The 24,110-nt window shown below is 45.8% G+C and carries 24 protein-coding genes; 14 read left to right on the top strand and 10 right to left on the bottom strand.

Features of this window, described 5'->3' with window-relative positions:
* Window positions 1-31: 31 nt before the first annotated feature.
* Complete coding sequence (locus QUA78_RS13860) at window positions 32-541, top strand: hypothetical protein (protein WP_333302713.1); 510 nt, start codon at window positions 32-34, stop codon at window positions 539-541.
* Between the two features lie 104 nt (window positions 542-645).
* Here the strand turns inward: QUA78_RS13860 and QUA78_RS13865 are convergent, their stop codons facing one another.
* Window positions 646-1,803: a tetratricopeptide repeat protein gene (locus QUA78_RS13865; RefSeq protein ID WP_333302712.1), complete on the bottom strand. Its 1,158-nt coding sequence runs from the start codon at window positions 1,801-1,803 to the stop codon at window positions 646-648.
* A gap of 108 nt (window positions 1,804-1,911) precedes the next feature.
* On the opposite strand from QUA78_RS13865, the gene QUA78_RS13870 reads away from it, so the two are divergent.
* Window positions 1,912-2,151 carry a YgiT-type zinc finger protein gene (locus QUA78_RS13870; protein WP_333302711.1) on the top strand — a complete coding sequence of 80 codons (240 nt, stop codon included), beginning with the start codon at window positions 1,912-1,914 and terminating at the stop codon, window positions 2,149-2,151.
* Window positions 2,152-2,169: 18 nt separating this feature from the next.
* Here the strand turns inward: QUA78_RS13870 and QUA78_RS13875 are convergent, their stop codons facing one another.
* The 4 genes from QUA78_RS13875 to sir all read right to left on the bottom strand — a co-directional run bounded on the left by QUA78_RS13875 (window position 2,170) and on the right by sir (window position 6,652).
* Window positions 2,170-2,922, bottom strand: coding sequence for a PPC domain-containing protein (locus QUA78_RS13875; RefSeq protein WP_333302709.1), 753 nt, complete (start codon window positions 2,920-2,922; stop codon window positions 2,170-2,172).
* A gap of 53 nt (window positions 2,923-2,975) precedes the next feature.
* Window positions 2,976-3,419, bottom strand: coding sequence for a lysozyme inhibitor LprI family protein (locus QUA78_RS13880; protein WP_333302707.1), 444 nt, complete (start codon window positions 3,417-3,419; stop codon window positions 2,976-2,978).
* Between the two features lie 161 nt (window positions 3,420-3,580).
* Window positions 3,581-4,402: a 16S rRNA (uracil(1498)-N(3))-methyltransferase gene (locus QUA78_RS13885; RefSeq protein WP_333302705.1), complete on the bottom strand. Its 822-nt coding sequence runs from the start codon at window positions 4,400-4,402 to the stop codon at window positions 3,581-3,583.
* A 258-nt stretch (window positions 4,403-4,660) separates the two neighbouring features.
* Entirely contained in the window at window positions 4,661-6,652 is a 1,992-nt protein-coding gene (gene sir / locus QUA78_RS13890) for a sulfite reductase, ferredoxin dependent (protein WP_333302704.1), read from the bottom strand.
* Between the two features lie 298 nt (window positions 6,653-6,950).
* On the opposite strand from sir, the gene QUA78_RS13895 reads away from it, so the two are divergent.
* Window positions 6,951-7,199: a chlororespiratory reduction protein 7 gene (locus QUA78_RS13895; RefSeq protein WP_333302702.1), complete on the top strand. Its 249-nt coding sequence runs from the start codon at window positions 6,951-6,953 to the stop codon at window positions 7,197-7,199.
* A 159-nt stretch (window positions 7,200-7,358) separates the two neighbouring features.
* Here the strand turns inward: QUA78_RS13895 and QUA78_RS13900 are convergent, their stop codons facing one another.
* Together QUA78_RS13900 and QUA78_RS13905 are read right to left on the bottom strand one after the other, a co-directional pair.
* A complete protein-coding gene (locus tag QUA78_RS13900) occupies window positions 7,359-7,739 on the bottom strand; it encodes a hypothetical protein (protein WP_333302701.1) in 381 nt (126 codons plus the stop codon).
* Window positions 7,740-7,863: 124 nt separating this feature from the next.
* A complete protein-coding gene (locus QUA78_RS13905) occupies window positions 7,864-9,012 on the bottom strand; it encodes a glycosyltransferase family 4 protein (protein WP_333302700.1) in 1,149 nt (382 codons plus the stop codon).
* Between the two features lie 785 nt (window positions 9,013-9,797).
* On the opposite strand from QUA78_RS13905, the gene QUA78_RS13910 reads away from it, so the two are divergent.
* The 5 genes from QUA78_RS13910 to serS all read left to right on the top strand — a co-directional run bounded on the left by QUA78_RS13910 (window position 9,798) and on the right by serS (window position 17,081).
* Entirely contained in the window at window positions 9,798-10,823 is a 1,026-nt protein-coding gene (locus tag QUA78_RS13910) for an ABC transporter substrate-binding protein (RefSeq protein WP_333302698.1), read from the top strand.
* Window positions 10,824-10,996: 173 nt separating this feature from the next.
* Window positions 10,997-12,619 (top strand): sugar ABC transporter ATP-binding protein, encoded by a 1,623-nt coding sequence (locus tag QUA78_RS13915; RefSeq protein WP_333302696.1) that lies wholly within the window; start codon window positions 10,997-10,999, stop codon window positions 12,617-12,619.
* Window positions 12,616-13,620: an ABC transporter permease subunit gene (locus tag QUA78_RS13920; RefSeq protein WP_333302694.1), complete on the top strand. Its 1,005-nt coding sequence runs from the start codon at window positions 12,616-12,618 to the stop codon at window positions 13,618-13,620. The genes QUA78_RS13915 and QUA78_RS13920 overlap by 4 nt, the downstream gene beginning before the upstream one ends.
* Before the next feature lie 51 nt (window positions 13,621-13,671).
* Window positions 13,672-15,327 carry an iron uptake porin gene (locus QUA78_RS13925; protein ID WP_333302693.1) on the top strand — a complete coding sequence of 552 codons (1,656 nt, stop codon included), beginning with the start codon at window positions 13,672-13,674 and terminating at the stop codon, window positions 15,325-15,327.
* Window positions 15,328-15,800: 473 nt separating this feature from the next.
* A complete protein-coding gene (gene serS, locus QUA78_RS13930; protein WP_333302692.1) occupies window positions 15,801-17,081 on the top strand; it encodes a serine--tRNA ligase in 1,281 nt (426 codons plus the stop codon).
* Between the two features lie 169 nt (window positions 17,082-17,250).
* Here serS and QUA78_RS13935 read toward each other — a convergent pair whose 3' ends face one another.
* Entirely contained in the window at window positions 17,251-18,267 is a 1,017-nt protein-coding gene (locus QUA78_RS13935; protein ID WP_333302690.1) for a hypothetical protein, read from the bottom strand.
* A 70-nt stretch (window positions 18,268-18,337) separates the two neighbouring features.
* A complete protein-coding gene (locus QUA78_RS13940; protein ID WP_333398871.1) occupies window positions 18,338-18,472 on the bottom strand; it encodes a hypothetical protein in 135 nt (44 codons plus the stop codon).
* A gap of 43 nt (window positions 18,473-18,515) precedes the next feature.
* Between QUA78_RS13940 and QUA78_RS13945 the strand changes: the two genes are divergently transcribed.
* Together QUA78_RS13945 and QUA78_RS13950 are read left to right on the top strand one after the other, a co-directional pair.
* Window positions 18,516-20,384, top strand: a complete 1,869-nt coding sequence (locus QUA78_RS13945; protein ID WP_333302688.1) for a 3-oxoacyl-[acyl-carrier-protein] synthase III C-terminal domain-containing protein — start codon at window positions 18,516-18,518, stop codon at window positions 20,382-20,384.
* The gene (locus QUA78_RS13950) at window positions 20,384-21,304 is read left to right on the top strand and encodes a DUF6999 family protein (RefSeq protein ID WP_333302687.1); all 921 of its coding nucleotides are present in this window, start codon (window positions 20,384-20,386) and stop codon (window positions 21,302-21,304) included. The genes QUA78_RS13945 and QUA78_RS13950 overlap by 1 nt, the downstream gene beginning before the upstream one ends.
* Window positions 21,305-21,436: 132 nt before the next feature.
* Here the strand turns inward: QUA78_RS13950 and QUA78_RS13955 are convergent, their stop codons facing one another.
* On the bottom strand, window positions 21,437-21,574 hold the full coding sequence (locus QUA78_RS13955; protein ID WP_333302685.1) for a hypothetical protein: 138 nt from the start codon (window positions 21,572-21,574) through the stop codon (window positions 21,437-21,439).
* A 319-nt stretch (window positions 21,575-21,893) separates the two neighbouring features.
* Between QUA78_RS13955 and msrA the strand changes: the two genes are divergently transcribed.
* The 4 genes from msrA to QUA78_RS13975 all read left to right on the top strand — a co-directional run bounded on the left by msrA (window position 21,894) and on the right by QUA78_RS13975 (window position 24,109).
* Entirely contained in the window at window positions 21,894-22,547 is a 654-nt protein-coding gene (msrA, locus tag QUA78_RS13960) for a peptide-methionine (S)-S-oxide reductase MsrA (protein WP_333302684.1), read from the top strand.
* Window positions 22,548-22,721: 174 nt separating this feature from the next.
* Window positions 22,722-23,027: a hypothetical protein gene (locus QUA78_RS13965; RefSeq protein ID WP_333302682.1), complete on the top strand. Its 306-nt coding sequence runs from the start codon at window positions 22,722-22,724 to the stop codon at window positions 23,025-23,027.
* 121 nt (window positions 23,028-23,148) lie between these two features.
* Window positions 23,149-23,490: a YtxH domain-containing protein gene (locus QUA78_RS13970; RefSeq protein WP_333302681.1), complete on the top strand. Its 342-nt coding sequence runs from the start codon at window positions 23,149-23,151 to the stop codon at window positions 23,488-23,490.
* A gap of 37 nt (window positions 23,491-23,527) precedes the next feature.
* Window positions 23,528-24,109 (top strand): DUF948 domain-containing protein, encoded by a 582-nt coding sequence (locus QUA78_RS13975; RefSeq protein ID WP_333302679.1) that lies wholly within the window; start codon window positions 23,528-23,530, stop codon window positions 24,107-24,109.
* Window position 24,110 lies beyond the last annotated feature (1 nt).

The following is a 24,110-nucleotide window of genomic DNA, read 5'->3' on the forward strand; positions in this document are numbered from 1 at the left end:
TTTCTCTTAAAGAACAAAAGGAGTAAGTCTAATGTTTGGTTTTATCAAAAATTTCTTCGGCGGTATTTTCGGCTTTTTCGGCAGACTTTTGGGCTTGAAAAAGTCTGAATATTTCCTAGATTTGGGCGAGTCGGGAGCGAAGCAACCAGCAAAAGTTGAGCCTGCGAAGGTTGACACTGCTGTTGCCAAGAAGGCTGAGACTGCTACGATCGCACCGGCAAAAGTTGAGCCTGTTAAGTCTGAGAAGTCTGAGAAGTCTGAGAAGTCTGAAAAGTCTGAGAAGTCTGAACCAGCTAAAAAGGCTAAGGTAGAGAAAAAGTCTAAGAAAGAAAAGGAACCAGCCGCTAGCGTTCCTGCCAATACTCCAGAACCCGCGAAGGTACCTGCTGCTGCAAATAACGGGAAAGTGCCGAGTCAAGCTGAACCGATTCGGACTTTTGCTCCTAATAATTTAATGCCGACATCAAATGCAAGTCGTCGGAGCCCTGGCCCCAGCATGAACAATTTTCGGGAAATGGCTCGTCAGGTGAAAACGAAGTAGGAAATTGGGAATTGATAATAGGGAATTGGGCATTGGAGAATTCCCAATGCTGGCGTTAAAAAATTAAAAATGGGATTCCTGATTTTTAATTTTAACTCTTTGTTCTATTCCCTATTTTCTTGGTTTCTGAGGAAGGCTAATCCGCTGTATAGCTGAAAAGCTGAGTCCCAAGGAGTTTCGGATTTGCGATCGACTTCTATATGAGATTCGATCTTGCTCAACATATTAGTGTAATCGAGCACTGTCTCGGCAAAGGGCGTAAATTCTGACCAAACTGTAACGTCAAGCTGGCGCTCGAATATTTCCAGTAAGTGATTCCAGTTAATTCTGGTGGTACTTTGAGGAATCTGTTGAGAGTTTTTGACTCTGGATGTTTTGTTTTTCGGGTTCGGTGAAGTGGGGAGATCGGCAGAAGCTTTGGTGAAGTCAACTCCTTGTTGAAATTCGTAACTTTGGTCGCAAATTCGCAGAATGCAGTTTCTGCTGGGAATGTGCAAGTCACAGATTTGAGCGTAATCTTGCCTGATTTCTCTGTGGCGAAATTGCTCGGTTCTTCGGTTGGGGGAGTAGTCCATGACTTCGATGAACATCGGCAACAAGCCTTCTACTCTTTGGGTAACTTCTGACCAGTTAAATTCGATCGCACCGAGTCGATCGAGTTGATCTTTGCAAACAACGGCTGGGGAAGAGAGAGACTTGAAGTGTTGCACTCGGAAGATTTGGATTTTTTGAATATCGGTTAGGGTGGCCCAAAATACGGGAATGCCCGCGTTGAGGAGTTCTTGACCGTAAATTCTGAGTTCGGCGATGGGACCAGTTTTGTAGAGTCTCCAGCCGCGGCTTTGGATTTGCATCCGGGTTGTGTATGCGTCGATTTTGAAGATTCTGCTGATATTTTGAATGGCTGCGGGTTTGTTTTCGGGGCTAACTGGTTCGAGGATGAGGAGTCCGGGTTCAAGGTTGCTGGGGTCGTTTTTGGCGGTTTGTATGGCTTGTTGGCGGACGTTTTGTTGGGCGATTTCAATCCGTTGAATGCCTTGGCGGGTCTGGGAGACGATTTTGGGGTTGGTGATGTCGCGGAGTATTTGTTTGTAGGTTATTTGGGCTTTTTCGAGGTTGTTGGTGAGTTCGTAGTAACGGCCGATGTAGTATTGCACCCACGGATTTTCGGGGGATTCTTTTTGCAGTTGTTTGATGAGTTGGGCTGCTTGTTTGTATTCTTTGCCATCTAGGGCGGCGGCTATTTGGTTGATGTCTGTCATGGCGGTTGCGGGAATGGCGTTGTTTCTATCTTGGCTGATGTTTGGTTGGTTCCGCTACTGGTTAACAATTTTGGCTCTTGTGTTAACTTATAGATATGATATGAAACTATGACAAGCATTGAAAAAATACGTGTCAAATTGCAAGAAACAATGGTGGAACAAAAAGTAAATTATACGCTTGAAATAAATGGTAAGTTTATTATTATTGAAAATGTTCCAGCTAGAGTGTGTTTGGAAACAGGAGAGCGATTTTTTTTGCCTGAAACTGTGGAACAGTTGCAGAAGATGATTTGGGAAGATAGAAAGCCGACTAGGGTGATTGAAACACCTGTTTTTGAATTTGTTTAGGGGTTGGTTAAAGTTCAGTTAAAGCTGATTGGAATTTATGCTTAATGTGTAAGTACCTTTGCTTGTGCGATCGCCTCCTTTAACAACTATTTTATAAGTGCCGTTACTAGGCAATTTTACGGTGAGTAGAGACTCTCGGCCATTCTGGGAGTTGCCTGTTTTTTGGGCAATAATTTTGTCGCTAGTGTCCAACAGTGTTATGTTGTGGTCGAATGCTCTGCTTTTGAGGTCGATCGTAATAGATTGACCTGTCCGTCCTTGAAATGTGTGTTGGCGGGATTCGCCGTCTGTGAGGGTTCCCCGCTGCTGTAAGATGGAAAGGGATGTGAGTTTTGGTCGATCGACATTGCTCAAATTTAAGCCGTAATTTGTCACGGGGGCCCCGGGGCCATTTCCTTCTCTGACTGCGATGATAAAGCCTGTTTTGTTGTTGGGATATCGGACTATTTTGTCAATAAATTGGGATTGTATTTGTTTGGCTGTTAGAAGTTTAGGTTGGTTAAAGTTGGGTTTTGAGATACAGAAAAGCACGGCTCCATCTTGATAGCGGGCGGCGTAGAACAAATAGTTTTGACCGTTAGTTGTAAATTCGTTTCTGCTAAAGATAGTTAATCTTTCAAGTTGCGATAATTGCTGGTTGCGATTGCAATTTTTATCGATGTAGATTTCGTTGGCTGATGGCTGTGGCTGGGCGAAAACTGCTGGGACGGTGGTGGTTACAATTGCTGAGATGATCGTGAGGGCGAGGGTGAAGGGCGATCGGCTTTTCATAAATACTTGTTTCTATTTATTATTGTCAGGTGTTGTACGGTCTACTTCGTATTTTATCTCTGTTTTATTAAATACTGTTCTAGCTCCGCAGTGCGCTGTTTAGTCATGCGATCCAAACATTCATTGAGGAAACCTCCATAACCCGTACCGCCACGATTTTTATAAACTTCAAATTCACAGGTTTTATCTCTTAACTTAATCCATCCTAATTGTGCTTCGGAAAGTAGCGATCGCTCTTCGCCGCTCAATTGGGACATCAGTTGTTTGTAAACCTCGTTCAGTCGTTGATCCGATGCCTCATACTTCAACCGAATACAAGTTCTGACTTGCGCATCTCCTTGAGGGCGATCGCAATTAATCTGTTGAGCAATGGGAAAGCTAGGAGATTGTGCAGAAACTGATGTTGTACCGAAAATTGCCAAAAGCGCGTGAAGCGAAGCTATCCCGTAGGGAATCGACCAAAAGAGCGATCGACCTTTCGTCAACTCTATTTTCATTGGCTCTCAACCTAATTATTTTATAAATTTTTGGTGATTTTGCGATCGAGACTTACGCATTAAAACCAAAGAAACCGGGTTTTTTGTTGAGAATACGCGTTACAGCCCGCACCCAAGGAAAAAAACCCGGTTTCTGGCCACCCGCGTCCAAGACTATGATATTAGCACTTCTCAAAAGCCGCGCCCACCAATGATAAAGCAACTATCGGCGCAGTCACCGCCCTGAGAATTCTACTCCCCAAAGAAACAGCTTCAAAACCAAATTTGATCGCCCTTTCCACCTCACCATCAGTCCATCCACCCTCCGGCCCAACAGCAATCACAATCGCTAATTCCTCTTGTTCTTGCTCCCCCCTTATTAAGGAGGGCTGGGCGGGAGCGAAACCAGTCGCTCCATCTTGCTCCCCCCTTAACAAGGGGGGCTGGGGGGGTTCTAAACCCTTCAAACAATCCCACAAATGCCGATTGCCCCCGCGAGCAACACAGATAAATCGATTTTTTTGACCGCAATCTTTCACAGCAAATTCAAACGAAATAGGCTCTAAAATCGTCGGCACAAATTGGCGTTCCGACTGTTCCGCCGCCTCCGCAGCAATCCTTCTCCACCGATCGACCTTCTGAGAACTCGGTTTGAGCAAAGTTCGATCGCTCGTCACCGGAACAATACTTGCCACACCCAACTCCGTCGCCTGTCTCACAACCTCATCAAAGCCGTTTCCCTTGGGCAATGCCGCCATCAAAGTTACTTCCACGGGTAGCTCCCTGTTCACAGAAATCTCCTCTGCTATCGAGGCAAATAACCCGGTTTCCCGCACTTCTAGGACGGCACACCACCAATGTCCCCGGCCGTCCATCGCAATAAATCGATCGCCCTCACTCAAACGCAGCACTCGGTTTAAATAATGCTGCTGTTCTCTAGTTAAGTCGATTTTGCGATCGCAAATTTGAGCGGCAGTAACTGCTAATCTTTGTAATTGAGGCATTAAATTTGGGATTGTTCGTTTTCTATTAGATTTTTTTATTTAACCGCAGAGAACGCAGAGAACGCAGAGAAAGAGAGAAAGAGAGGAGATAGGCAGGCTGAGTTTCAACCGCTCAAAAATAATAAAGGCAGAGCATCTACAACCGGAATTATCTTACAAATTCAAGTTTTTTTCTGCAAATGCTCTGCCTTTATATTACTTTTGCCAGAAGTCTATTGAATACAATCGAAAATCACAAATTGAAAATCGAAAATCAGCTTATGCTTCCTCCTTGATCTTTTTTAAATAAGTAGAAATCGCTTCTGTAGCTAGCTGTGTAATCGGCTTGCCCTGACGGGCAGCTTCTTCCTTGAGCTCGTTGTAGATTTCATCGCGGACGCTAATTCGACGGCGGACTTTGCCACCGCTAGCAGTGGCAGTCTCGTTCCCGTCATCGTTACTAGACGTAACATCTAAATCATTAATATCTGTTGTCATCGAGTCAGTAGATTGGTAGTTGGTTACAAATTGACGGATAGATTCTAACCCGACGCGATCGCAAAAATTGCCAAAACTCTCGCTCAGTTGCCGTTTTTGCTTGAAATAAACAAAAATCGGCTCCAGAAAAGCTTCAAAATCCTTGACGTGCAGCTTTTCCTCAATTGGTTTTGCCAGCCGCGTTTGTTCTGGAGAACCGCCCAGCCAAATCTGGTAGGATTCTGGGGAACTCCCGACAAACCCCAATTCTGCCATATAAGGGCGGGCGCATCCATTTGGGCAACCAGTCATCCGCACCACTAAATGCTCGTCTTTCAAGCCAACTTTGGTCAAAAGTGCCCGAATCCGCTCTAAAATGCTGGGAATCACGCGCTCAGACTCGGTAATCGCCAGCCCGCAAGTCGGCATTGCCGGACACGCCATTGCATAGCGCACTAAGGGGTCGATCGCAGTTTCTCGCTGAATGCCGCATCGATCGAGTATTCCCTGAATTTCTTGTTTGATATCCGGCGAAATATCGTAAATCAGCACGTTTTGGTGCGGCGTCGCCAGTATCGGCAAGTTGTACTTCTGCACAATTTCCCGCAAAGCCGTTTTTAGCTGAAATGAACCTTCATCCTTGATCCGGCCATTATCCACAGAAATGCCGACAAACAGTTTACCGTCTCCCTGTTCGTGCCAGCCCAAGAAATCAAAATACTTCCACTCAGGCAGCGGTTTAAAGGCTTCTAGGGGTTTGCCAAAATACTCGGCCACCTTTGCCCGGAACCACTCTAGGCCTTTGTCGTTAATCAGGTACTTTAGCCGCGCGTGCCGTCTGTCTGTGCGATCGCCGTAATCTCTTTGCGTTGCTACAATTGCCTTGACCAAATAGTAAACATCATCCTTGGCAACATAGCAAATCTCATCCGCAACCCGCGCAAAAGTCTCTTCTTTGTTGTGAGTGCGGCCCAAACCGCCGCCGGCAAACACGTCAAAACCTTGCAACTCGCCAGCTTTATTGGTAATTACCACCAAGCTCAAATCCTGAGAGTACAAGTCAATTGAATTGTCTCCCGGCACGGTAACGGAACACTTGAACTTGCGCGGCATATAATGGCTGCCGTAAATCGGTTCTTCTTTGTCGTCGCTAAAGATTGTGCCGTTGCCGTTTTTCTGTCTCGCGGCCTTCACTGCGGGGTCTTCCTCTGCCGAAACAGCTTTTTCGCCGTCCAGCCAAATTTCATAATAAGCACCTGTTTGCGGCGTCAGCAAATCGGCGACATTGTTGGCGTATTCCAGCGCATACTTGTATTCGGGGCGATTTTTGTAGGGTGCTGGCGGTGCCATGACGTTGCGGTTCAAGTCGCCGCAAGCTCCCAAGGTTGACCCCATATTTTTAATAATTGAGGAAAACACTGCTTTAAGATTTTTCTTCAACACGCCGTGCAGTTGGAAACCTTGGCGCGTTGTAATGCGGATCGTGTGGTTGCCGTATTCTTCAGATAGCTTGTCTAAGGCTAGGTATAATTGCGGCGGAGTGAACCCGCCGGGATTGCGGGTGCGGAGCATGAACTGATAATCTTTTTCTTGTCCTTTAACTCGATTGTCGCGGTTGTCTTGCTGGTACGAGCCGTGAAATTTGAGAATCTGAATCCCGTCTTCGGTGAAGTGGGTAGTTTCTTGTAACAGTTCAGTCGCAACGGGTTCTCGTAAATAGTTGCTGCGTTCTTTAAGACCTTCTGATTTAGAGGGTTTGCGCGCAACAGGGGTTGAAGTGGAAGATGTGATCATGGGAATGTATAGTGCCAGTTATAATTAGATACAGCCGATCGAATATTTCTTGACAATTTGACACTTGACAAATTTGCACTTGACAAATCTCCTCAGAAATGCTGTGTCGGATCTGTTGACAACTCGGTTAACAAGTAAGTTAACAAGTAAGTTAATAACGGTAATCCGCTAGGAATTCTGATGGTGCTTAATTGTAACACGATCGAGCCGGGGCTGAAAAATTGTAATTAAGAGTTTATACTTTCGCTCGCTTAAGTTCACGAAACTTTAGAAATAATTAACCTCAACCATTGAAACTATGTCACTGTATGACGAAGACACCTTTGTGGTCTTAGAAACAAACCAGTCAGAGCAGTTTTTGAGTGCGGCGGAACTGTTAGAAAAGCTGAAAGCCGTGTTAGCCGAGGAACACGAAGATTTGCCCCAGGACGTGCAGAAAATATCTGGCCTGGAAGCTCAAGCCAAGTATTTAATTAATACTTATTGTGAATTAGATGTTGGGCCTGGAAAATTTTTGCAGTGGTATGCAGTGCGATTGGAAAAGTAATTTTGGGCATCGGGCATCGCGCATAGGGCATCGGGCATGGAGAATTGGTTATTAGAACCAACAAGTAACAAATAGCAAATAACAACAAACAAATAATAATCAACAACTAACTCATGCCCGATGCCCCATGCCCAATTCCCAATTCCCAATTCCCAATGGTTAATCTTCCAACTGTTGAACCGATGATACTTCAACTGCGGTAACATCGATCGTACCGGGCGGTGTCAAGCGACTAAAATGACCTTCCTCTATTTGCAGAGGTTCGCCACAGTTGGCACACTGAAACTGAGTTTGATTTAAAGCTGTAAATTCGTATTGACAAACTGGACACTTGTCTTCTATTAAATTGCGTTTCAGCCACCACTGAAGCGCGAAAAATGCGACTACAGGTGTCAGCAGCAAAAAAGCTACTACAATCAACAATGATTTAACTACCCAACCCAAACCAATAGACACCAACAAACACGCGATGCCCAGCAGTATCAGCCAATTGCTAATACGGGGTAGCTTTAAAGATATTTTGGGGGTGCCTTGGTTCACGGTGGTCTCCTTGGGTGTCTTTGCACGTAGGCATAACTCTATCCTACTGAGAAAATCACGCAGTTGTTCGAGTTAATCTTCCCATCATACAGGGAGAAACCGCTCTCTACGTTATAAGTTAATCTCAGTGAGAGGGTTGAAAAATTCCTTGTAAGGATTGACAAAGGCATTCAAAACTAAATCTTGCGAGGGTTTGTTCCCTCAACCAGTAGCGATCGCACCTTTTATCCTCCCCTCGCAGCATTTCCACACAAGCAACCGCTACTGCTGCCGAATCTCGGTGGGGAACTCTCCATCCCAGTTTACCATCTTGCAGCGGATCGGCCGACCCGTCCGCGTCTCCCGCGAGTACGGGTACTCCGCAAGCCAGCGCTTCCAAATAAACTATACCGAACCCTTCCTGGGAGGGCATTACATAAGCATCGGCTAACTGGTAATGTGCTGCTAAATTTTCTGTGGGTACAAAACCCGCAAATATTACTCTTTCGGTAACTCCCAAATCATCAGCGAGTTTGACTAATCTCGGTCGATCGTCTCCTCTGCCAATAACTAAGTATTTCACATTCGGAAAATTTTTGGCTATTTGGGGCAAAGCTTGAATTGTGACATCGATGCCTTTGTAAATATCCGTCGATCGCAATCTGGCTACAGTCATCAATATTTTAGCACCAACCAGATTGTACTGCTCTAATAAATCCTGTGGCTTGGGCTCAGTCGTAAATATATTTTTATCTACAGTACAAGGCACTATGTGGAAATTTTCGGGATTTAAGTTGTTAATTTCGCAAGTGCGATCGCGCGTGTACCTGCTAATAGTCCAAATACTGTCAGCTTGTCTCATTGCTGTTTGATATTTGGGCGGAAGCGGTTCCCACACTTCCTTGCCGTAAGTTAAAATTGTGTAGGGAATTCCCAGCGGCTGGCATAAAGTTTGAATTAGCGGTGCGAGTTTGATGTGACCGCAAAAAACCCGTTCCGGTCGTTTTTGCAGCAAGCGAGTTAGTAATACTGTAGCAAACTTAAGACGGCCCAACCAGAGATTCTCGGTTTTGAGGTAATAAAATTTCAGATTTTTTGATTCGTAAGGATTGTTGCAGTCTGGGGTATCTCGCAACAGCAAAACTTCAGCTTGCGGCGGCGAGTTTGTCTTTGGGGTTATTGACGCATAAGCTTTGAAAATGTCTTGAACGTAGGATTGAATGCCGCCTTCGCTAGCAAATATTTCTAGGAAACAGAACACGTAATTTGTCGATCGCATCTGTGATTTACCCATTGACAGCGCAGACAATTATTTCTATATAGTGGCTTTGCAAAAAAGGGCGATCGCCATTATTCAGAGCTTTTAAACCATGTGAAGATGACTGTAGTTGCACGTTTTACAGCAAAATATTGGACTTATCTACTCTCACCGTTGGTTTTGAGCGACTATCGGCTTTTTAACTAGGGCTTTTTAACTAGCTGCATGGGTGAGTGCGAGGCTTTGGTTGAAGTTTACTATAATCTACCGTAATTTACTGTAAACTTAATGATTTTTTACAAAATTATGCACCAAGCAAAATTTAAGATTTATTGAGTTGGCGCCGCGCGTCCGACCAAACTGAGGATTAGCAGATCGGTGCCGATCGAGGATCTCGCATCTTTAGTTTTCGGTAAAAGTATTGTCTATCCAAAGATAGATATGGAGGTTGTTTTTAACTGTTATCATCAGCAAACATAGAGAGTTAAATTCACTATGACTCGGCCAGGTTTAAAAAACAATTTCTGAAAGATTTTGTCGAAAATATTCTCCTAAAGTTTTCTCACACACTGATAAAATTAATGCTCATACAGCATTTAAAAACATCAAAATCGTTGATTATTTTGGCAACGAGGATAGAGATTAAATATTCATATCTTTTCCGTTTACCAAAGCAATCTAACGAGCCGAGCGAGAAAATTTTACTAGCAAAAAAGAAACACAGTCTCGTACAATCATGTACGAAGAAAAGCCTGTTACCTAAAACATTAGGTATTCGAGCTTAAACCTGACAAAAGCTAATCTTAGGTTGGCAACGTCATATGTACGAGCGACTCTCTCCAAACGAGCATTCATTGGAGTTTGAGGTGAAACGAGTAACGATCGCACTCAGTCTTTTTAGCCTACTCAGCAGCACTCTGGCAAGTTGCACAGCAGCTTCCCGGAACGCTCAAAACAGTATAAAACCAAGCAGCTCCGAACTTTCATCAGTTGCTGTAGCAGTCCGCGACCTCGGCAATCCATTCTTCGTACAAGTTGGCAAGGGCGCTGAGGCCGAAGCCAAGAAAATCGGCGGTGCAAACGTGAGGACAACTCTTGTTTCCAGCGGCGATGATTTAAATCAGCAATTCAATCAAATCGAAAACTTTATTGCCTCTAAGGTCAGCATGATTGTACTCAATGCTGCGGACACCAAAGGCATTGCACCCGCTGTCGAAAAAGCCAAGCAAGCCGGAATTCCGATAATTGCAGTTGATACCGCCGCCGAGGGAGGCGTTGATGCCACAGTTACTTCAAATAACGTGCAAGCTGGCGAAGTAAGCTGTCAATATATAGCCGATCGCTTGCAAGGAAAAGGCAGCGTTGTGATTATCAACGGGCCTCCCGTCGCTTCAGTGGTAGAGCGAGTTCAGGGGTGCCAAAGTGTCTTCTCCAAATATCCCAATCTCAAGGTTCTTTCCAAAGATCAGAACGCAGAAGGCAGCCGCGATGGCGGGTTGAGAGTGATGAGCGATTTGCTTACTTCCTTCCCAAAAATTGATGCTGTTTTTGCAATTAATGACCCCTGTGCCATTGGTGCAGAATTAGCAGCCAAACAGGCACAAAGGAGTGAGTTCTTTATTGTTGGAGTCGATGGTGCACCTGAAGCTTTAGATGCGCTCAAGCAGAACAACAGTTTATTTGTGGCTACAGCAGCTCAAGATCCATTTCGCATGGCAGCCAAGGCAGTTGAAGTCGGCAACGACATTCTCAAAGGAAACAAGCCAGCCAATCCAAACATTCTGATTCCAGTCGCGCTGATTACTCGCGAAAACGTCAATCAACATAAAGGCTGGACAAGTGAATAAACTAGGACTTACTGGCAACCGAGTTGTTTGCGAAATTACTTCTTTTTAGTAGTCTTTCTGCGATTGGTAGGGGTGAGGTGCGCATTGCACCATACAGATATACCTGCCGTTAATTCCCTAAATTGATGGAGCAAACATCACATTGTAATTCGCATAAAATTACGGTATTGGCGATGGTAAATAGCACTCACAATTCAATTAACACCAAGCCCGTTCTCGAAATGCAAGGTATTACAAAGACCTTTCACGGTTTTACAGCCTTGCACGATGTAAATATCACGGTTTACCCGGGCGAAGTCCACGCCCTGATGGGTGAAAACGGTGCGGGCAAAAGTACGCTGATGAAAATTCTGGCGGGAGCCTACATAGCCGATGCAGGCGAAATCAGAATTGACGGTCAAGCTGTGAAAATGACAGACCCCCGTCAAGCTAGAGATTTGGGTATAGCCATTATTTATCAAGAGCTGAATCTCGCCCCCAATCTAACAGTTGCTGAAAACATTTTTATGGGTAGCGAGCTTACCAAAGGAGGTACTCTCATTGACCAAGATGGAATGCGGCGTAGGGCTGCTGAGGTATTAACAAACCTCGACGCAAGTTTTGATGCTGGAGACCTAGTTTCCACACTTTCCATTGCCGAACAGCAGCAAGTGGAAATAGCTAGGGCCCTCAAAGATCAGAGCCGAATTTTAGTGATGGACGAGCCGACAGCGGCGCTTTCAGACCGCGAAACAGAGAAGCTTTTTGAAGTGGTGCGCCGCTTGCGGAACGAAGGCATTGCTATTATTTACATCAGCCACCGGATGGAAGAGATTTATGCTCTTGCCGATCGCGTGAGCGTCATCCGAGATGGCGGATATATTGGCTCTCTGGAAAAGCACGAAATTTCTGCCGAGCGCCTGGTGGAAATGATGGTGGGTCGTTCTTTACAGGATTTGTACGAACACAAGCATCAAACAACACGCGGTGCAGTTGTTCTTGAGGTAACAAATTTAAGCGACGGCCGCAAAGTAAAGCCGGCCACTTTTCAACTTCATGCAGGCGAAATTGTGGGTTTAGCGGGTTTAGTTGGCGCGGGCAGAACAGAACTTGCCCGCCTGATTTTTGGTGCCGATCGAAAGACAAGCGGTAAAATAAAACTGGAAGGTCGTAATCTCAATATTTCTGAACCAACCAATGCAATTGAATCAGGAATTGCCTATGTACCCGAAGATATCAAAGAGCGACCTTCATTAAACATCTTGAGCCCAGATGATGCAATTGAAGCAGGAATTGCCTATGTACCCGAAGACCGCAAAAATCTAGGTTTATTTCTAGACATGAGTTCGGGGGAAAATATCACGCTAAATATTTTGGATCGAGAGACAAAAGCTGGGATTATCAATTCCAAAAACCTGGCCCGAGTTGTGACTGATGCTATTAAAGACTTAGGCATTCGTCTTGCCAGTCCCGGCATCAGGGCAATGGATTTATCTGGGGGAAATCAGCAGAAGTTATTACTAGCACGTTGGTTAGCCATTAATCCAAAGGTACTTTTGCTTGATGAACCGACGCGAGGTGTGGACATTGGCGCAAAAAGCGAAATTTATCGAATTATTAGCGATTTGGCAGCACAGGGTGTAGCTATTTTGATGATTTCCAGCGAGTTGCCGGAAATTGTGGGAATGAGCGATCGCGTCTTAGTGATGCGAGCAGGAAGCCTCGTCGGTGAAGTAGGCGGAGCGACTGGGGAAGCAATTACGCAAGAGAACATTATGGCTTATGCCACCGGGGCAACAGAGGTAAAAAAATCATGAGTCAAACAGAAGTAAAAAGCACCAGAAATCAATCAAGCGATCGCCAAAAAGCCAGCAAAGCTCAAGCTTGGAGAAATTTTATCCAAGTGGCGGGTATCCTGCCGATTTTGATTGCCATCTGTATAATTTTTTCCCTGGTAACGCCCAACTTTCTTTCATTAGGAAATTTGATCAACGTCATTCGGCAAGCATCGATCAATATTGTCCTTGCTACCGGCATGACTTTTGTGATTTTGACGGGCGGAATTGACCTTTCTGTTGGGTCAATTTTGGGCGTGACGGCAGTTGTCGGGGTGCTGGTTTCCTTAGTTCCAGGTCTCGGTTGGTTTGCCGTACCCGCTGCGTTAATAGCGGGAGTCTGTTTGGGATTGCTTAACGGCTCGCTAATTGCCTATTTAGGTTTGCCTCCGTTCATCGTAACCCTCGGTTCTTACACTGCTTTGCGGGGAGTTGCTTATTTAGTAGCTAACGGCACTACAGTTATCAATAGAAATCTAAATTTCGCTTGGATAGGTAACAGCTATGTTGGTCCTATTCCCTGGTTAGTTATTATCGCTTTTCTCGCAGTTTTAGCGAGTTGGTTTGTCTTGCGGCGGACTGTTCTAGGGAGGCATATTTACGCCGTGGGAGGCAACATCCGGGCAGCACGATTGACAGGTATTAAGGTGAGTCGGGTGCTGTTATTTGTCTATGGCGTGAGTGGGTTGCTTTCTGGTTTAGGTGGAATTATGAGCGCCTCACGTCTCTACAGTGCGACGGGAATGTTAGGGCAAGGCTACGAATTAGATGCGATCGCTGCTGTAATTTTGGGAGGAACGAGTTTCACAGGTGGAATTGGCACTATTTGGGGTACTTTGCTCGGGGCTTTAATTATTGCCCTGCTCAACAATGGACTAACTCTCATGAACGTGTCTTTCTTCTGGCAATTAGTGGTCAAAGGTCTGGTGATAATTATCGCAGTGACGATTGACAAAGTTCGCACCGGTTCAAGCGCTGCGTAAAGGTATTGCTAATTCTGTCGGTCGGTTCCTTATGCGGAGCTTTGTTGTCATATGCAGATCCAGCTTTTTTCTCACCTGATTACTGCTTTTATCCTGGGATTACCTGCTGTATTTCTACTAACATCATCCCCAAGTTTTGGTGCACCACTTGATAGCTCAGTTACTCCTCAGTCAACTGAAACGGTAGCTCCTGAACCGTTAAATACCTTGGCAGAAGACCCCTTCGCGCAGGTGAATTCTGTCTCTCAACTCTCGGATGTAAAACCCACTGACTGGGCGTTTCAGGCGCTGCAATCTCTAGTAGAACGCTACGGCTGCATTGCCGGTTATCCCGACGGCACCTACAGAGGAAACCGCGCGATGACGCGGTACGAATTTGCAGCAGGATTGAATAGCTGTCTCGATCGAGTCAGCGAACTAATTGCCACAGGAACAACCAACCAGATTACTGGGGAAGATTTAGCGATCGTCCAAAAACTGCAAGCAGAATTTGCAACTGAATTATCGGTGTTGCGGGGTCGAGTCGATGCTCTCGATGCACGCACGGCACAACTAGAAGCGAATCAGTTCTCGACTACAACTAAGCTGAATGCCGAAATTATCGTGGTGGTAACAGATACCTCCGGCAACAGTGTTGGGGATTCGCGCGATCGCACCAACACGATTCTTGCCAACCGGGGGCGATTAAATTTTGAAACCAGTTTCACCGGTCGCGATATGCTGAGAACCCGTTTGGAATTCGGCAACTTGGGCAGAATTGCCGACAAGACGGGTACAAATATGACGGCCTTGAACTTTGATGGCAATGTCGATAACACAATCACCGTCCCTCACATATTGTATGTCACCCCGCTGACCTCTAATCTCTCGCTGACCGTCGGCCCGACAGGTGTTGGGTATTCCGATATTACCGATTTGCTGACTCCTCCCACGATCGCCAGCGATAGTGAGGGAATTCCCTCGAAGTTCGGACAATACAGCCCCCTCTACCGCCGGGGAGGTGGCGGTGCTGCTGTCAACTGGACGATCGTCAAAAACCTCACCCTGACTGTGGGCTATGTAGCCGGGAATCCCAATCTCTCGCAGCAAAGTAACGGTTTATTCAACGGTTCGTACAATGCTCTGGTTCAGCTTGCCTACCGGGGCGATCGCGGAGCAATTGGCGTAGCCTATTCTCGTACCTTTGCACCAAGCGGTAAAGCCGACCTCACAGGCGGTACGGGCAGTTTTCTGGCTGCGCGACCGTTTGGGGACAATATTGCTACATCCAGCGATTCTGTAGCCGTACAAGGATTCTACCGCCTTGCTCCCCGCTTGCAAGTTCACGGTTGGGGGGTTTATACTCGCGCCAATGCAGAAAATTCCGGTGTTAGCAGCCTTTCTGATGGTAGAGGTGGCGTGGTTTTGCTAAATGTTGACGGCGGCGATCGCGCCGATATTGTGTATGCAGCGATCGGGATAAGTTTCCCAGATGTAGGAGGTGAAGGCAACCTACCCGGGATTTTGGTGGGTTTGCCAGGTCGCGTGACGAGCAGTAATGTGCGCCGCGAGCGAGATACTTCCTATCACATTGAAGCGTTCTATCGCTTTCAGGTCAACGACAACATTTCCATCACCCCTGGTGTTTGGGCCGTTGTTAATCCTGAGAATGACAGCCGCAACGACACTCAATGGGTTTGGTTGCTCCGCACGGGCTTTAACTTTTAACCGGAAAGATATTTTACTAACCTAGTCCTGGACGCAAAAACCCAGTTTCTTGACGTAATTGCCTCATTTGAGACGATAATCACAAGAAACCGGGTTTTTTAGACTGATAGTGCATCCAGAGCTTCAATTCCATGCCACACAACAAAAAACCCCTACCATCGCTGGCTGGGGTAGAAAATTATCAGGGTGCATCTACTAATGTGCTTACTATAGCATCTATTGTGGGGTGTCACCCCTGATTGGTTACACCCTGGAAAATTTTTAAATTAGAATAAATTATACTTGAGGTTATAAAAGATAGATAAAACTTGTGTGTCCGAGCGGATTGTCCCCCTTAACCTAAGATAGGACAGACGCAGGAATCCTCAGAAACCTTGTTAATTCATAGATTTATGCTTGCCAAAGCCAAGATTTTCCAAGAAACCGGGTTTATGAGCGCAAGTCCGATAAAATTTAAAATTTAGAATAAATCTGTGCTAGACCTCAAATTAATCCGAGAAAACCCGCAAGCCGTGCAAGACAGCCTCAACCTGCGCGGAGGTAACTATGAAATCGAGCCGATCGTGCAGTTAGACAAACAGCAGCGCGAGTTGGAAGGGAAGCGATCGCAACTACAAGCCCGCAGCAACGAAATTGCCAAACTCATCGGTCAAAAAAGAAAATCGGGTTTACCCCTAGAATCTCCCGAAATTCAGGAACTGCAAGCAGAAGGCAACGCAGTCGGCACCGAGTCGAACGAACTGCAAGCACAGGAAAAAGACCTAAAAGCTCAAATAGAAGCTTTATTGCTGCCGCTGCCAAACTTGCCTGCTTCCTCAACGCCGATCGGCAAAAATGAAGAGGAAAACGTCGAAATCCGGCGCTGGGGAGACGAATACATTCCCCAAAATCCCGGTATTTTACCGCACTGGGAAATCGGCGAAAAATTAGGAATTCTCAACTTTGAACGCGCAGTAAAAATCGCTCAGCCCCGCTTTGTGAGCTTAATAGGAGCTGGTGCAGCCCTGGAAAGAGCGATAATTCAATTTATGCTCGACCGCCACACAAAAGCAGGTTATGTAGAAGTAATTCCCCCATTTTTAGTCAACACTGAATCTCTCACAGCCACAGGTCAACTGCCAAAATTTGCCGAAGAAAGTTTTAAATGCGACCAAGACGATTTGTGGTTAATTCCTACTTCCGAAGTTCCGGTTGTCAATTTGTACAGAGGTGAAATATTGACAGCAGAACAGTTGCCAATTTATCACTGTTCTTATACTCCTTGTTTTCGCCGCGAAGCTGGCAGTTACGGCAAAGATACGAGGGGATTAATTCGATTGCATCAATTTAATAAAGTAGAATTGGTAAAACTCGTGCATCCGAGTACCTCCGAGGCAGAGCACGAAAAGTTAGTGCAGGATGCTGAGGCAGTTTTGCAGGCGCTGAAATTGCCTTACCGGGCGATCGAACTGTGTACCGGCGACTTAGGTTTCGCGGCCGCCAAAACCTACGATTTAGAGGTGTGGCTGCCATCTGCTGGCAAATACCGCGAGATTTCCAGTTGTTCCAACGTTGCAGATTTTCAGGCGCGGCGGGCAAATATTCGCTTTAAAGAAGCGGGTAAAAAAGGCACTCAATTCGTTCACGCCCTCAACGGTTCCGGTTTAGCTGTGGGCCGCACAATGGCAGCAATTTTGGAGAATTACCAGCAGCCAGACGGAACTGTAAAAGTGCCGGAAGTGCTGCAACAATACTTGGGACGCGAGGTTTTATAAGTCACTAGGCCATTGAAATCGCCGAGTAATATTAATTCCGGTTGCATCGGAATTAATATTACCCGAAATCAGGACACGGCAGTGCCGTGTCCCTACAATTTATCACCGTAGGGATACGGCACTGCCGTATCCTCTATATCATTCCGGCGCAGCCGGAATTGATACTATATTACAAATTTCTTAGAGCTTCCTTAATATCCAGCGCTAAAAATCTATCCAATGCGAGATACATCCAGTAAACAGATAACTGACTGTCACTGCTAGTCTTGTGAAACCCCAAAGCCAGAGCCTGTTTTTCGTACATGGGGTGAATCATCAGCGTGTACAAGTCGCAAAGATTGGGAAAATCTGTTTGCATTTCGACTAAAAATTTTTGTGTGTCTTCGAGGAAAGCAATTCGGTATTCTGACAAATACTGCGGATCGATCATCCAACTGCGGACAAATACAGACTGGCAATTTGGATCTCCTGGTAGCGCCATATTGAAAGGATCGATATCGGAAATTGAACTTAAATGAAGGCTTTTGCTAGGAGCGTTAAAAAAATTTACTTCAGATTCGCTAGCGGTGGGATAAAGTAAGTAAAACCCGACTGGATTGAGATTATCGGATCGGCGCAAAACTCGCATTCCCTTTGAGTATTGACAAGCCAAAAGCCGGAGGATTTTAGCAATTTTGTAGGGAACGGCGTTAGTGTTGCGGTTCATCCAGTTGTAATTGGTGGCTAATAAATGTGCAACGGGAATCGGGTCGCACCGGGGGTCAAAATTATCTAATTCCAGTTGTACGGAATTTTGATATTCGGGGAAATTTAAAATTTCTGGAACGGGTTGAATTTCTATTTCGGTAGTGTTACCGTCAAAGTGTTTTTTAATTAATCCCAGGGCTGCTAATTTATCTAACATCATTCCGGCGGCGCGATCGCTCCCGCGATCGGAATCGCAGTAAAATAGTTCGGCGGCTTCCCGGTGAGTGCACTGCACTTCTGTTGCTGGCACTTCCAGTTTCGCCAGCGGTGGTTTGAGGCGGGGCTGATTTTCCTGAAGCTGTTTAACCAATAAGTAAATCCACAGCCTGATAAAGCATTCAGCCCTAGTGCGAGTTACGCCGACTCGTTTCATCAACAGCGAGACAGCCGTGCGTCGTTGAGATTGAGAATACCAAACATTTATTTCTTCCAAATCCATTGTAGTTGCCAAGCAGTGAAGGAACTCTACTTACATATTGGCTCACTTTCCGAAAAAACTTCACCATGCTTCAGGTGAGTTGTGCTTGCCGTTGCTCGATTTCTGTGATTTCGAGAAGCTTGACAAGATAGCTAGTTTCTCGTTGCAACTTCACTGCTTCCCAAGCCACAATCAATTTTAGATATTTTCTGGCTTGATTTAACAAAACAACGCACCCGAGTAAATTAGCAACTTTAGAGGTTTACCCCATGTACAGTGCTTATATCAATCGGATTGGCAAATTTTTACCGGGCTCGCCAATTAATAATGATGAGATGGAAGAGTATCTGGGCCAAATTGCCTCGCGCCCTTCAAGAGTCAGGCAGCGAATTCTCAACAGCAACGGCATTCAACAGCGCTACTACGCGATCGACAAACAGCAGCAAACACTATATTCTAACAGCCAAATGGCAGCGTTTGCCGTCCGCGACGCGATCGCCCAGTCAAATCTGGAACCAGGGGCGATCGACTTACTGGCCTGCGCTACCACTTTACCAGACTTATTAGTACCGGGATTTGCCAGCACAGTACACGGGGAACTTTCCGAATTATCTCCCCTAGAAATAGTTTCAACTCAAGGAGTTTGCTGTGCCGGAGTTAGTGCTTTAAATTACGCCGCATCCCAAATCGAACTCGGCAAAAAACAAACAGCAATTGCCGTCGCTTCCGAATTTCCCTCGCGCCTGTTCAAAAGCACCAAGTTTGAAGCAGAGACTTCAGTGCAAGCGGGAAAACCCCTGCCTTTCGATACAGAATTTTTGCGCTGGATGCTATCAGACGGTGCCGGAGCCTTTTTGCTGCAAAACCATCCCAACTCCACGGGAATTAGTTTAAAAATAGAATGGATTGAACTCGTTTCTCACGCCAACGCCTATCCTGTTTGTATGTATTCAGGATTAGCAAACGAAACATCAACCAAAAGCTGGCTGGATTATTCCTCCTACCTCGATGCAGCCACAGCGGGAGCTTTTGACTTGCGGCAGAATATTCGCTTGCTGGACAATGTAATGAAATTAGGCGTTGAAGGTTGGCTGCAGCTGATTAAAACAGGGAGAGTTTGTCCGCAAGAAATCGACTGGCTGCTGTGCCACTATTCGTCTCACTTTTTCCGGGGGCAAATTGTAGAACTTCTGGAACAAGCAGGCTGCATGATTCCTGAAGAAAAATGGTTTACCAACTTGTACAGTCGGGGAAATACAGGCTGCGCCTCGATTTATTTAATGTTAGAGGAATTGTTGAATTCGGACAAGTTGCAACCTGGACAGAAAATCTTTTGTTTTGTCCCGGAAAGCGGCCGCTTTACAACGGCATATATTATGTTAACTGCTGTGGAAAATACCCATAAGCCTATGAGTTCTCAAATTTCTAACTTTCATGAGGTTCCCGAAGCTTCGCCTCTCGAAACCCTTAAACCAGAACACCCCAACTCTCCGCAAGCTTATTTGTTGCGGGAGTTAGCATGGATTTGGCTGAAGTTCGATCGCGAAATTCGTTCTGTTCCCATTGTCCGCAAATTGTACCGAGGAGAGTTTACAATAGAAGATTATCAAGCTTTGCTGTGCAATCTCCGGCCGCAAGTTGTAGAGGGATCTCGCTGGATTGCTCGCGCTGCTTCTAACATGAGTGACTTTCGCCTGCGATCGACTTTTATCGGCCATGCCCAAGACGAACACCGCGACTATCAAATGCTAGAACAAAATTATGTTTCTGTGGGCGGTGAATTGGCAAAAATTGTGGAATATGATAAGAATATTGGCAGCGAAGCACTATCAGCTTTTATCTTCCACCAAGCATCGCGGGAAAATCCGGTTGATTTAATTGGCAGTATGTTTATTATCGAAGGATTGGGCAATCGGTTGGCGGGAAAGTGGGCAAAACAAATTCAAGAAACTCTCGGTTTGCAAGACGAACAAGTATCGTTTTTAGCTTATCACGGATCTAATGACGAGTCGCATTTAGCCAAACTGGAAAATTTGATTAATGCCGAATGGATGACAGATGATATTGCCCGTGGTATTGTCAAAACCGCTCGCGTTACTGCTCGTTTATATTTGCTGCAATTGGAGGAAATTCGCTAATGCAAAAGCTGCAAAAACAAGATACCGAAAATCTCCCAGATGAGCGAAAAATCCCTTACGCTACCAAACCCTACAACCGCCGAGATCCGAATGTTTGGGACGTGCTGTTTTGCGATCGATCTATTCCCGTCGATTTAGTGGCAAAAGCCTATATGATACGGGATTTGCAAAGCTGGACTCGCAATTATTTGCTCATCCCAATCAAAGTAATTGCTAACGTATTGCTGGCGGTAATTATGACAACAAAGCGCCTGTTGCCCTTTCAATTTCGCGCTTACACTTTAATGCACAAATCTGCTGCATTTTTCCTGAATAACTTTGTCTCGCCAGAAGCTTGTTATTTAATTGTCCGGCACATCTGCGCCGGCTCCAACATTATCAACTTCTTGATTGACAACGGGCCCGACACCCAGATTGAAAAGTCAAAGCTTTATCCGCGCACAGTTAGCGATTTAGCTGACAATGCGTTTCTCGAACACGACTTAATTCTCTATAACTTTGTCTGGGATTACAACCAGGCAATGCTGACAAATCCTAACTGGTTGCAGGTCGTCAAAAAACGGGGAGTAAATTATGATAGTATTCAACCTGTAGAAGTTGCAATAGACTTTGAAAAACGCAGATGGCTAAAAATTCTGGATTTAGAATCTGCGATCGAATTGTTTAAAGTATTTTATTCTCTGTGTTTGACAAGTGACGAATTTGCGCGAGCAGTGATGTCACTTCAGTTAGATGAAAACTTCGGACTGTATGTCAGCGAGATTACCGGGAATTGCGACTGGAATCATGTAATTGTTAACCGCCACCCGCTAGCGCCCAACAGTCCGTTTAATGCGGCACGCGACTTGTTTTTGCACGGGATAATTTCGGAATATCTCTATCGGTATTTGGAACTGCAAAAAGACATGAGGAAGGTTTAAAAGTATGATGCTACTTATGTAGGGTGCAACCTAAGCAGCTTACGACTATAAGTAGCGCGTCAAATAACTTTTTGCGTAAGTCCTGAAGTTGGAAAGAAGGGTTGATTTTTCAGGTAAAATTAATAGGAGAACTCAAGCTGCTGCTAGCTGTGCTTGTTCTGCTGCTTGAGCCAAATTTTGACTTATCACAATCCACTTGCCTGTAATCGGGTCGCGGTAAGTAATAAAGGGATTAGATTTTAAAGGTTGACTGCAAGGTTTAGCGGCCATTTCTACAAACTCCCAATAAGTGGTATTGAATAACTACTACAACACCATACTTTTAATAATCGGCTGTTTTGCCTAAAATCCGCGTGATTTATACCTCAACAATAGGTGATATTTTAGGTATGATTGGGTGACAGCGAGCAGCGGCCTAATGTGATTTTAAACTGCGTTTGCAGTGAGCAGTATCACCAAAAGCTTTCCGTAAAAAAAATCCGCCTTCTGGCTTTTACATTCTACCTTCAAGAGGGCGACTATTTTTAGTGTAGATCTGATATTATTAAGTAAGGTAAAGACGTTTATCAGAGATCCCCCTCACAAACTTATGGTGCTATTTGGATTTGGCAAAAAGTCGAGCCTGCCCTCTCCCCAAGAGGCATTACCGGGACGGGCAGAGTCGATGTCGGTACCGGCAACTCACTTTGTTAACGGCAATCCGCTCAAACCTCCCTTTCCAAACGGTATGGAGACTGCCGTGTTTGGCCTGGGCTGTTTTTGGGGAGCAGAACGCAAATTTTGGCAGCAAAATGGAGTTTTTTCGACGGCTGTTGGCTACGCAGCCGGGATTACTCCAAATCCTACTTACAACGAAGTTTGCAGCGGGATGACGGGACACAATGAAGTAGTTCTGGTTGTGTTCGATCCGAAATTAATTAGTTACGAAACACTCCTCAAAGTTTTTTGGGAAAGTCACAATCCTACTCAAGGAATGCGACAGGGCAATGATTCTGGTACTCAGTACCGATCGGGCATTTACACCTATTCAGCTACCCAAATGCAGCAAGCTGAAGCTTCGCGAGATGCTTACCAGCCGGCTTTGACGGCGGCCGGTTACGGCAAGATTACCACTGAAATTATTGATGCTCCTGAGTTTTATTACGCAGAAAGCTATCATCAGCAGTATCTTGCTAAAAACCCGAACGGTTATTGCGGTTTGGGCGGTACTAAGGTTTGTTTGCCTGCTATGTCTCAGGCTTAAAAATTGATCCAGCTTATGGATAGGGACACATAGTTCAGGACACAACATTGTTGTGTCCCTAGAACATAGATCGGGACACAACATTGTTGTGTCCCTAAAACATATCTGGTGAGCCGTTGCTCTGAGCCCGCTAAAAAAAGCGGAATATGTTAGTAGTTTAAAAACAAGTAATAAATGCTGACTGCTGTTGTAATTATCAATCTACTAATATCTGGGGTCTGCTTTTATATAGCTGCTAAGGTGTGGAAAATCAGGCGGACGATCGCACGTTTGGAAATTCGGATCGCAGCAATCGAACGCTGTAGCAGCAATGTCCTCAGCACGTCGCCGGATTTTCTTGCTAAAAGGCAGCAAGGTGCCCTCCAACTGCGACGGCGTTATCAACAACTAGAATTGCAACTGCAACAGGTTCAGCAACTTTTGGGATTGCTGGGTTTGGGACGGACGCTTTGGCCCAGGCGCGCTCGACCTTTGAGGTAAGCTATCCTAAAACTGTCGCCCGTGCTGACTCCCTAGGATTGTCAACAATATTTCTACCTTTGTAAAGGGCTGCGATCGGGCAAACGTGCCTAAAATTGGTGTATGGAGAGAAGTTATAAAAATGTCAACTAAACGTTCAGGATTATTTATTGGCGGTTTGCTTGTGGGTTCTGCGATCGGGGCAGTGACTGGGTTGCTGATGGCACCGCGAACGGGCAAGGAGACGCGGCAGATATTGAAAAAATCGGCCGATGCTTTGCCGGAGTTGGCGGAGGATTTATCGACTAGCGTGCAGTTGCAGGCCGATCGACTTTCTGAAACTGCAATCAGAAATTGGGACGAAACTTTGATTAGACTCAAAGAGGCGATCGCGGCTGGTTTGGAAGCGACTCAGCGGGAACGCCAAACGCTGTCGGAAACTGAAGTCGAAGTGAGTCCCCCGTCGCGCCCTCCCGTCCGCTAAATGACATGAAATCCCAAACCCCAAATCCCAGATTCAAGTGAGCGATCCCATATTTTGGCTAGGACTTTCGATTTTGCTAGTGGCAGTTAGCCTGACTGCTGTTTTAGTGACTTTAATACCTGCAGTGCAAGCGCTGGCACGGGCGGCCCGCAGCGTGGAAAAGCTCGCTGACACGCTTTCTCGCGAATTTCCGCCCACTTTGGAGGCGATTCGGTTGACGGGGCTGGAAATTAGCGAGTTGACGGATGATGTCAGCGAGGGAGTACAAAGTGCGGGGGAGGTTGTCAAACAGGTCGATCGAAGTATTGGTAGCGCTAAAAAGCAGGCGCAAAACGTGCAGGTAACAACTCGCAGCGTGGTTACTGGGATTAAGGCTGCTTGGAAAACTTTAACTCGGAAGCCGCCCGTGTCTGGGACAAATCGCCGATCGACAGAGAGATTGTCGCCGAGTCAAAGAAGTGCGATTTCGCTGAGGGATTCGGGTTTGGAGGATAGGTATTCTGGGGCTTACGGTGCGGGTGCGAGTAATGGGGAATCGCCACGGTTGAGGGGTAGCGAGGGTTCGGGTTTACCGGGGGATGCTGAAGAGTTTGAGGAAGTGCGATCGAACGATTCTTGAT

It is taken from the genome of Microcoleus sp. K4-B3 (genome assembly GCF_036704615.1).
In the GTDB taxonomy this organism is placed as follows: Bacteria; Cyanobacteriota; Cyanobacteriia; order Cyanobacteriales; family Microcoleaceae; genus Microcoleus.

Bases quoted from the DNA above. Each gene is read 5' to 3' on its own strand.
- QUA78_RS13970 (WP_333302681.1), top strand. From the start codon at position 23,149: ATGTCAACTAAACGTTCAGGATTATTTATTGGCGGTTTGCTTGTGGGT.
- QUA78_RS13965 (WP_333302682.1), top strand. From the start codon at position 22,722: ATGCTGACTGCTGTTGTAATTATCAATCTACTAATATCTGGGGTCTGC.
- sir (WP_333302704.1), bottom strand. From the start codon at position 6,652: ATGATCACATCTTCCACTTCAACCCCTGTTGCGCGCAAACCCTCTAAA.
- QUA78_RS13915 (WP_333302696.1), top strand. From the start codon at position 10,997: ATGGTAAATAGCACTCACAATTCAATTAACACCAAGCCCGTTCTCGAA.
- QUA78_RS13895 (WP_333302702.1), top strand. From the start codon at position 6,951: ATGTCACTGTATGACGAAGACACCTTTGTGGTCTTAGAAACAAACCAG.
- QUA78_RS13920 (WP_333302694.1), top strand. From the start codon at position 12,616: ATGAGTCAAACAGAAGTAAAAAGCACCAGAAATCAATCAAGCGATCGC.
- QUA78_RS13955 (WP_333302685.1), bottom strand. From the start codon at position 21,574: ATGGCCGCTAAACCTTGCAGTCAACCTTTAAAATCTAATCCCTTTATT.
- QUA78_RS13860 (WP_333302713.1), top strand. From the start codon at position 32: ATGTTTGGTTTTATCAAAAATTTCTTCGGCGGTATTTTCGGCTTTTTC.
- QUA78_RS13905 (WP_333302700.1), bottom strand. From the start codon at position 9,012: ATGGGTAAATCACAGATGCGATCGACAAATTACGTGTTCTGTTTCCTA.
- QUA78_RS13870 (WP_333302711.1), top strand. From the start codon at position 1,912: ATGACAAGCATTGAAAAAATACGTGTCAAATTGCAAGAAACAATGGTG.
- QUA78_RS13865 (WP_333302712.1), bottom strand. From the start codon at position 1,803: ATGACAGACATCAACCAAATAGCCGCCGCCCTAGATGGCAAAGAATAC.
- QUA78_RS13875 (WP_333302709.1), bottom strand. From the start codon at position 2,922: ATGAAAAGCCGATCGCCCTTCACCCTCGCCCTCACGATCATCTCAGCA.
- QUA78_RS13910 (WP_333302698.1), top strand. From the start codon at position 9,798: ATGTACGAGCGACTCTCTCCAAACGAGCATTCATTGGAGTTTGAGGTG.
- QUA78_RS13925 (WP_333302693.1), top strand. From the start codon at position 13,672: ATGCAGATCCAGCTTTTTTCTCACCTGATTACTGCTTTTATCCTGGGA.
- QUA78_RS13945 (WP_333302688.1), top strand. From the start codon at position 18,516: ATGTACAGTGCTTATATCAATCGGATTGGCAAATTTTTACCGGGCTCG.
- QUA78_RS13935 (WP_333302690.1), bottom strand. From the start codon at position 18,267: ATGGATTTGGAAGAAATAAATGTTTGGTATTCTCAATCTCAACGACGC.
- msrA (WP_333302684.1), top strand. From the start codon at position 21,894: ATGGTGCTATTTGGATTTGGCAAAAAGTCGAGCCTGCCCTCTCCCCAA.
- QUA78_RS13885 (WP_333302705.1), bottom strand. From the start codon at position 4,402: ATGCCTCAATTACAAAGATTAGCAGTTACTGCCGCTCAAATTTGCGAT.
- QUA78_RS13880 (WP_333302707.1), bottom strand. From the start codon at position 3,419: ATGAAAATAGAGTTGACGAAAGGTCGATCGCTCTTTTGGTCGATTCCC.
- QUA78_RS13950 (WP_333302687.1), top strand. From the start codon at position 20,384: ATGCAAAAGCTGCAAAAACAAGATACCGAAAATCTCCCAGATGAGCGA.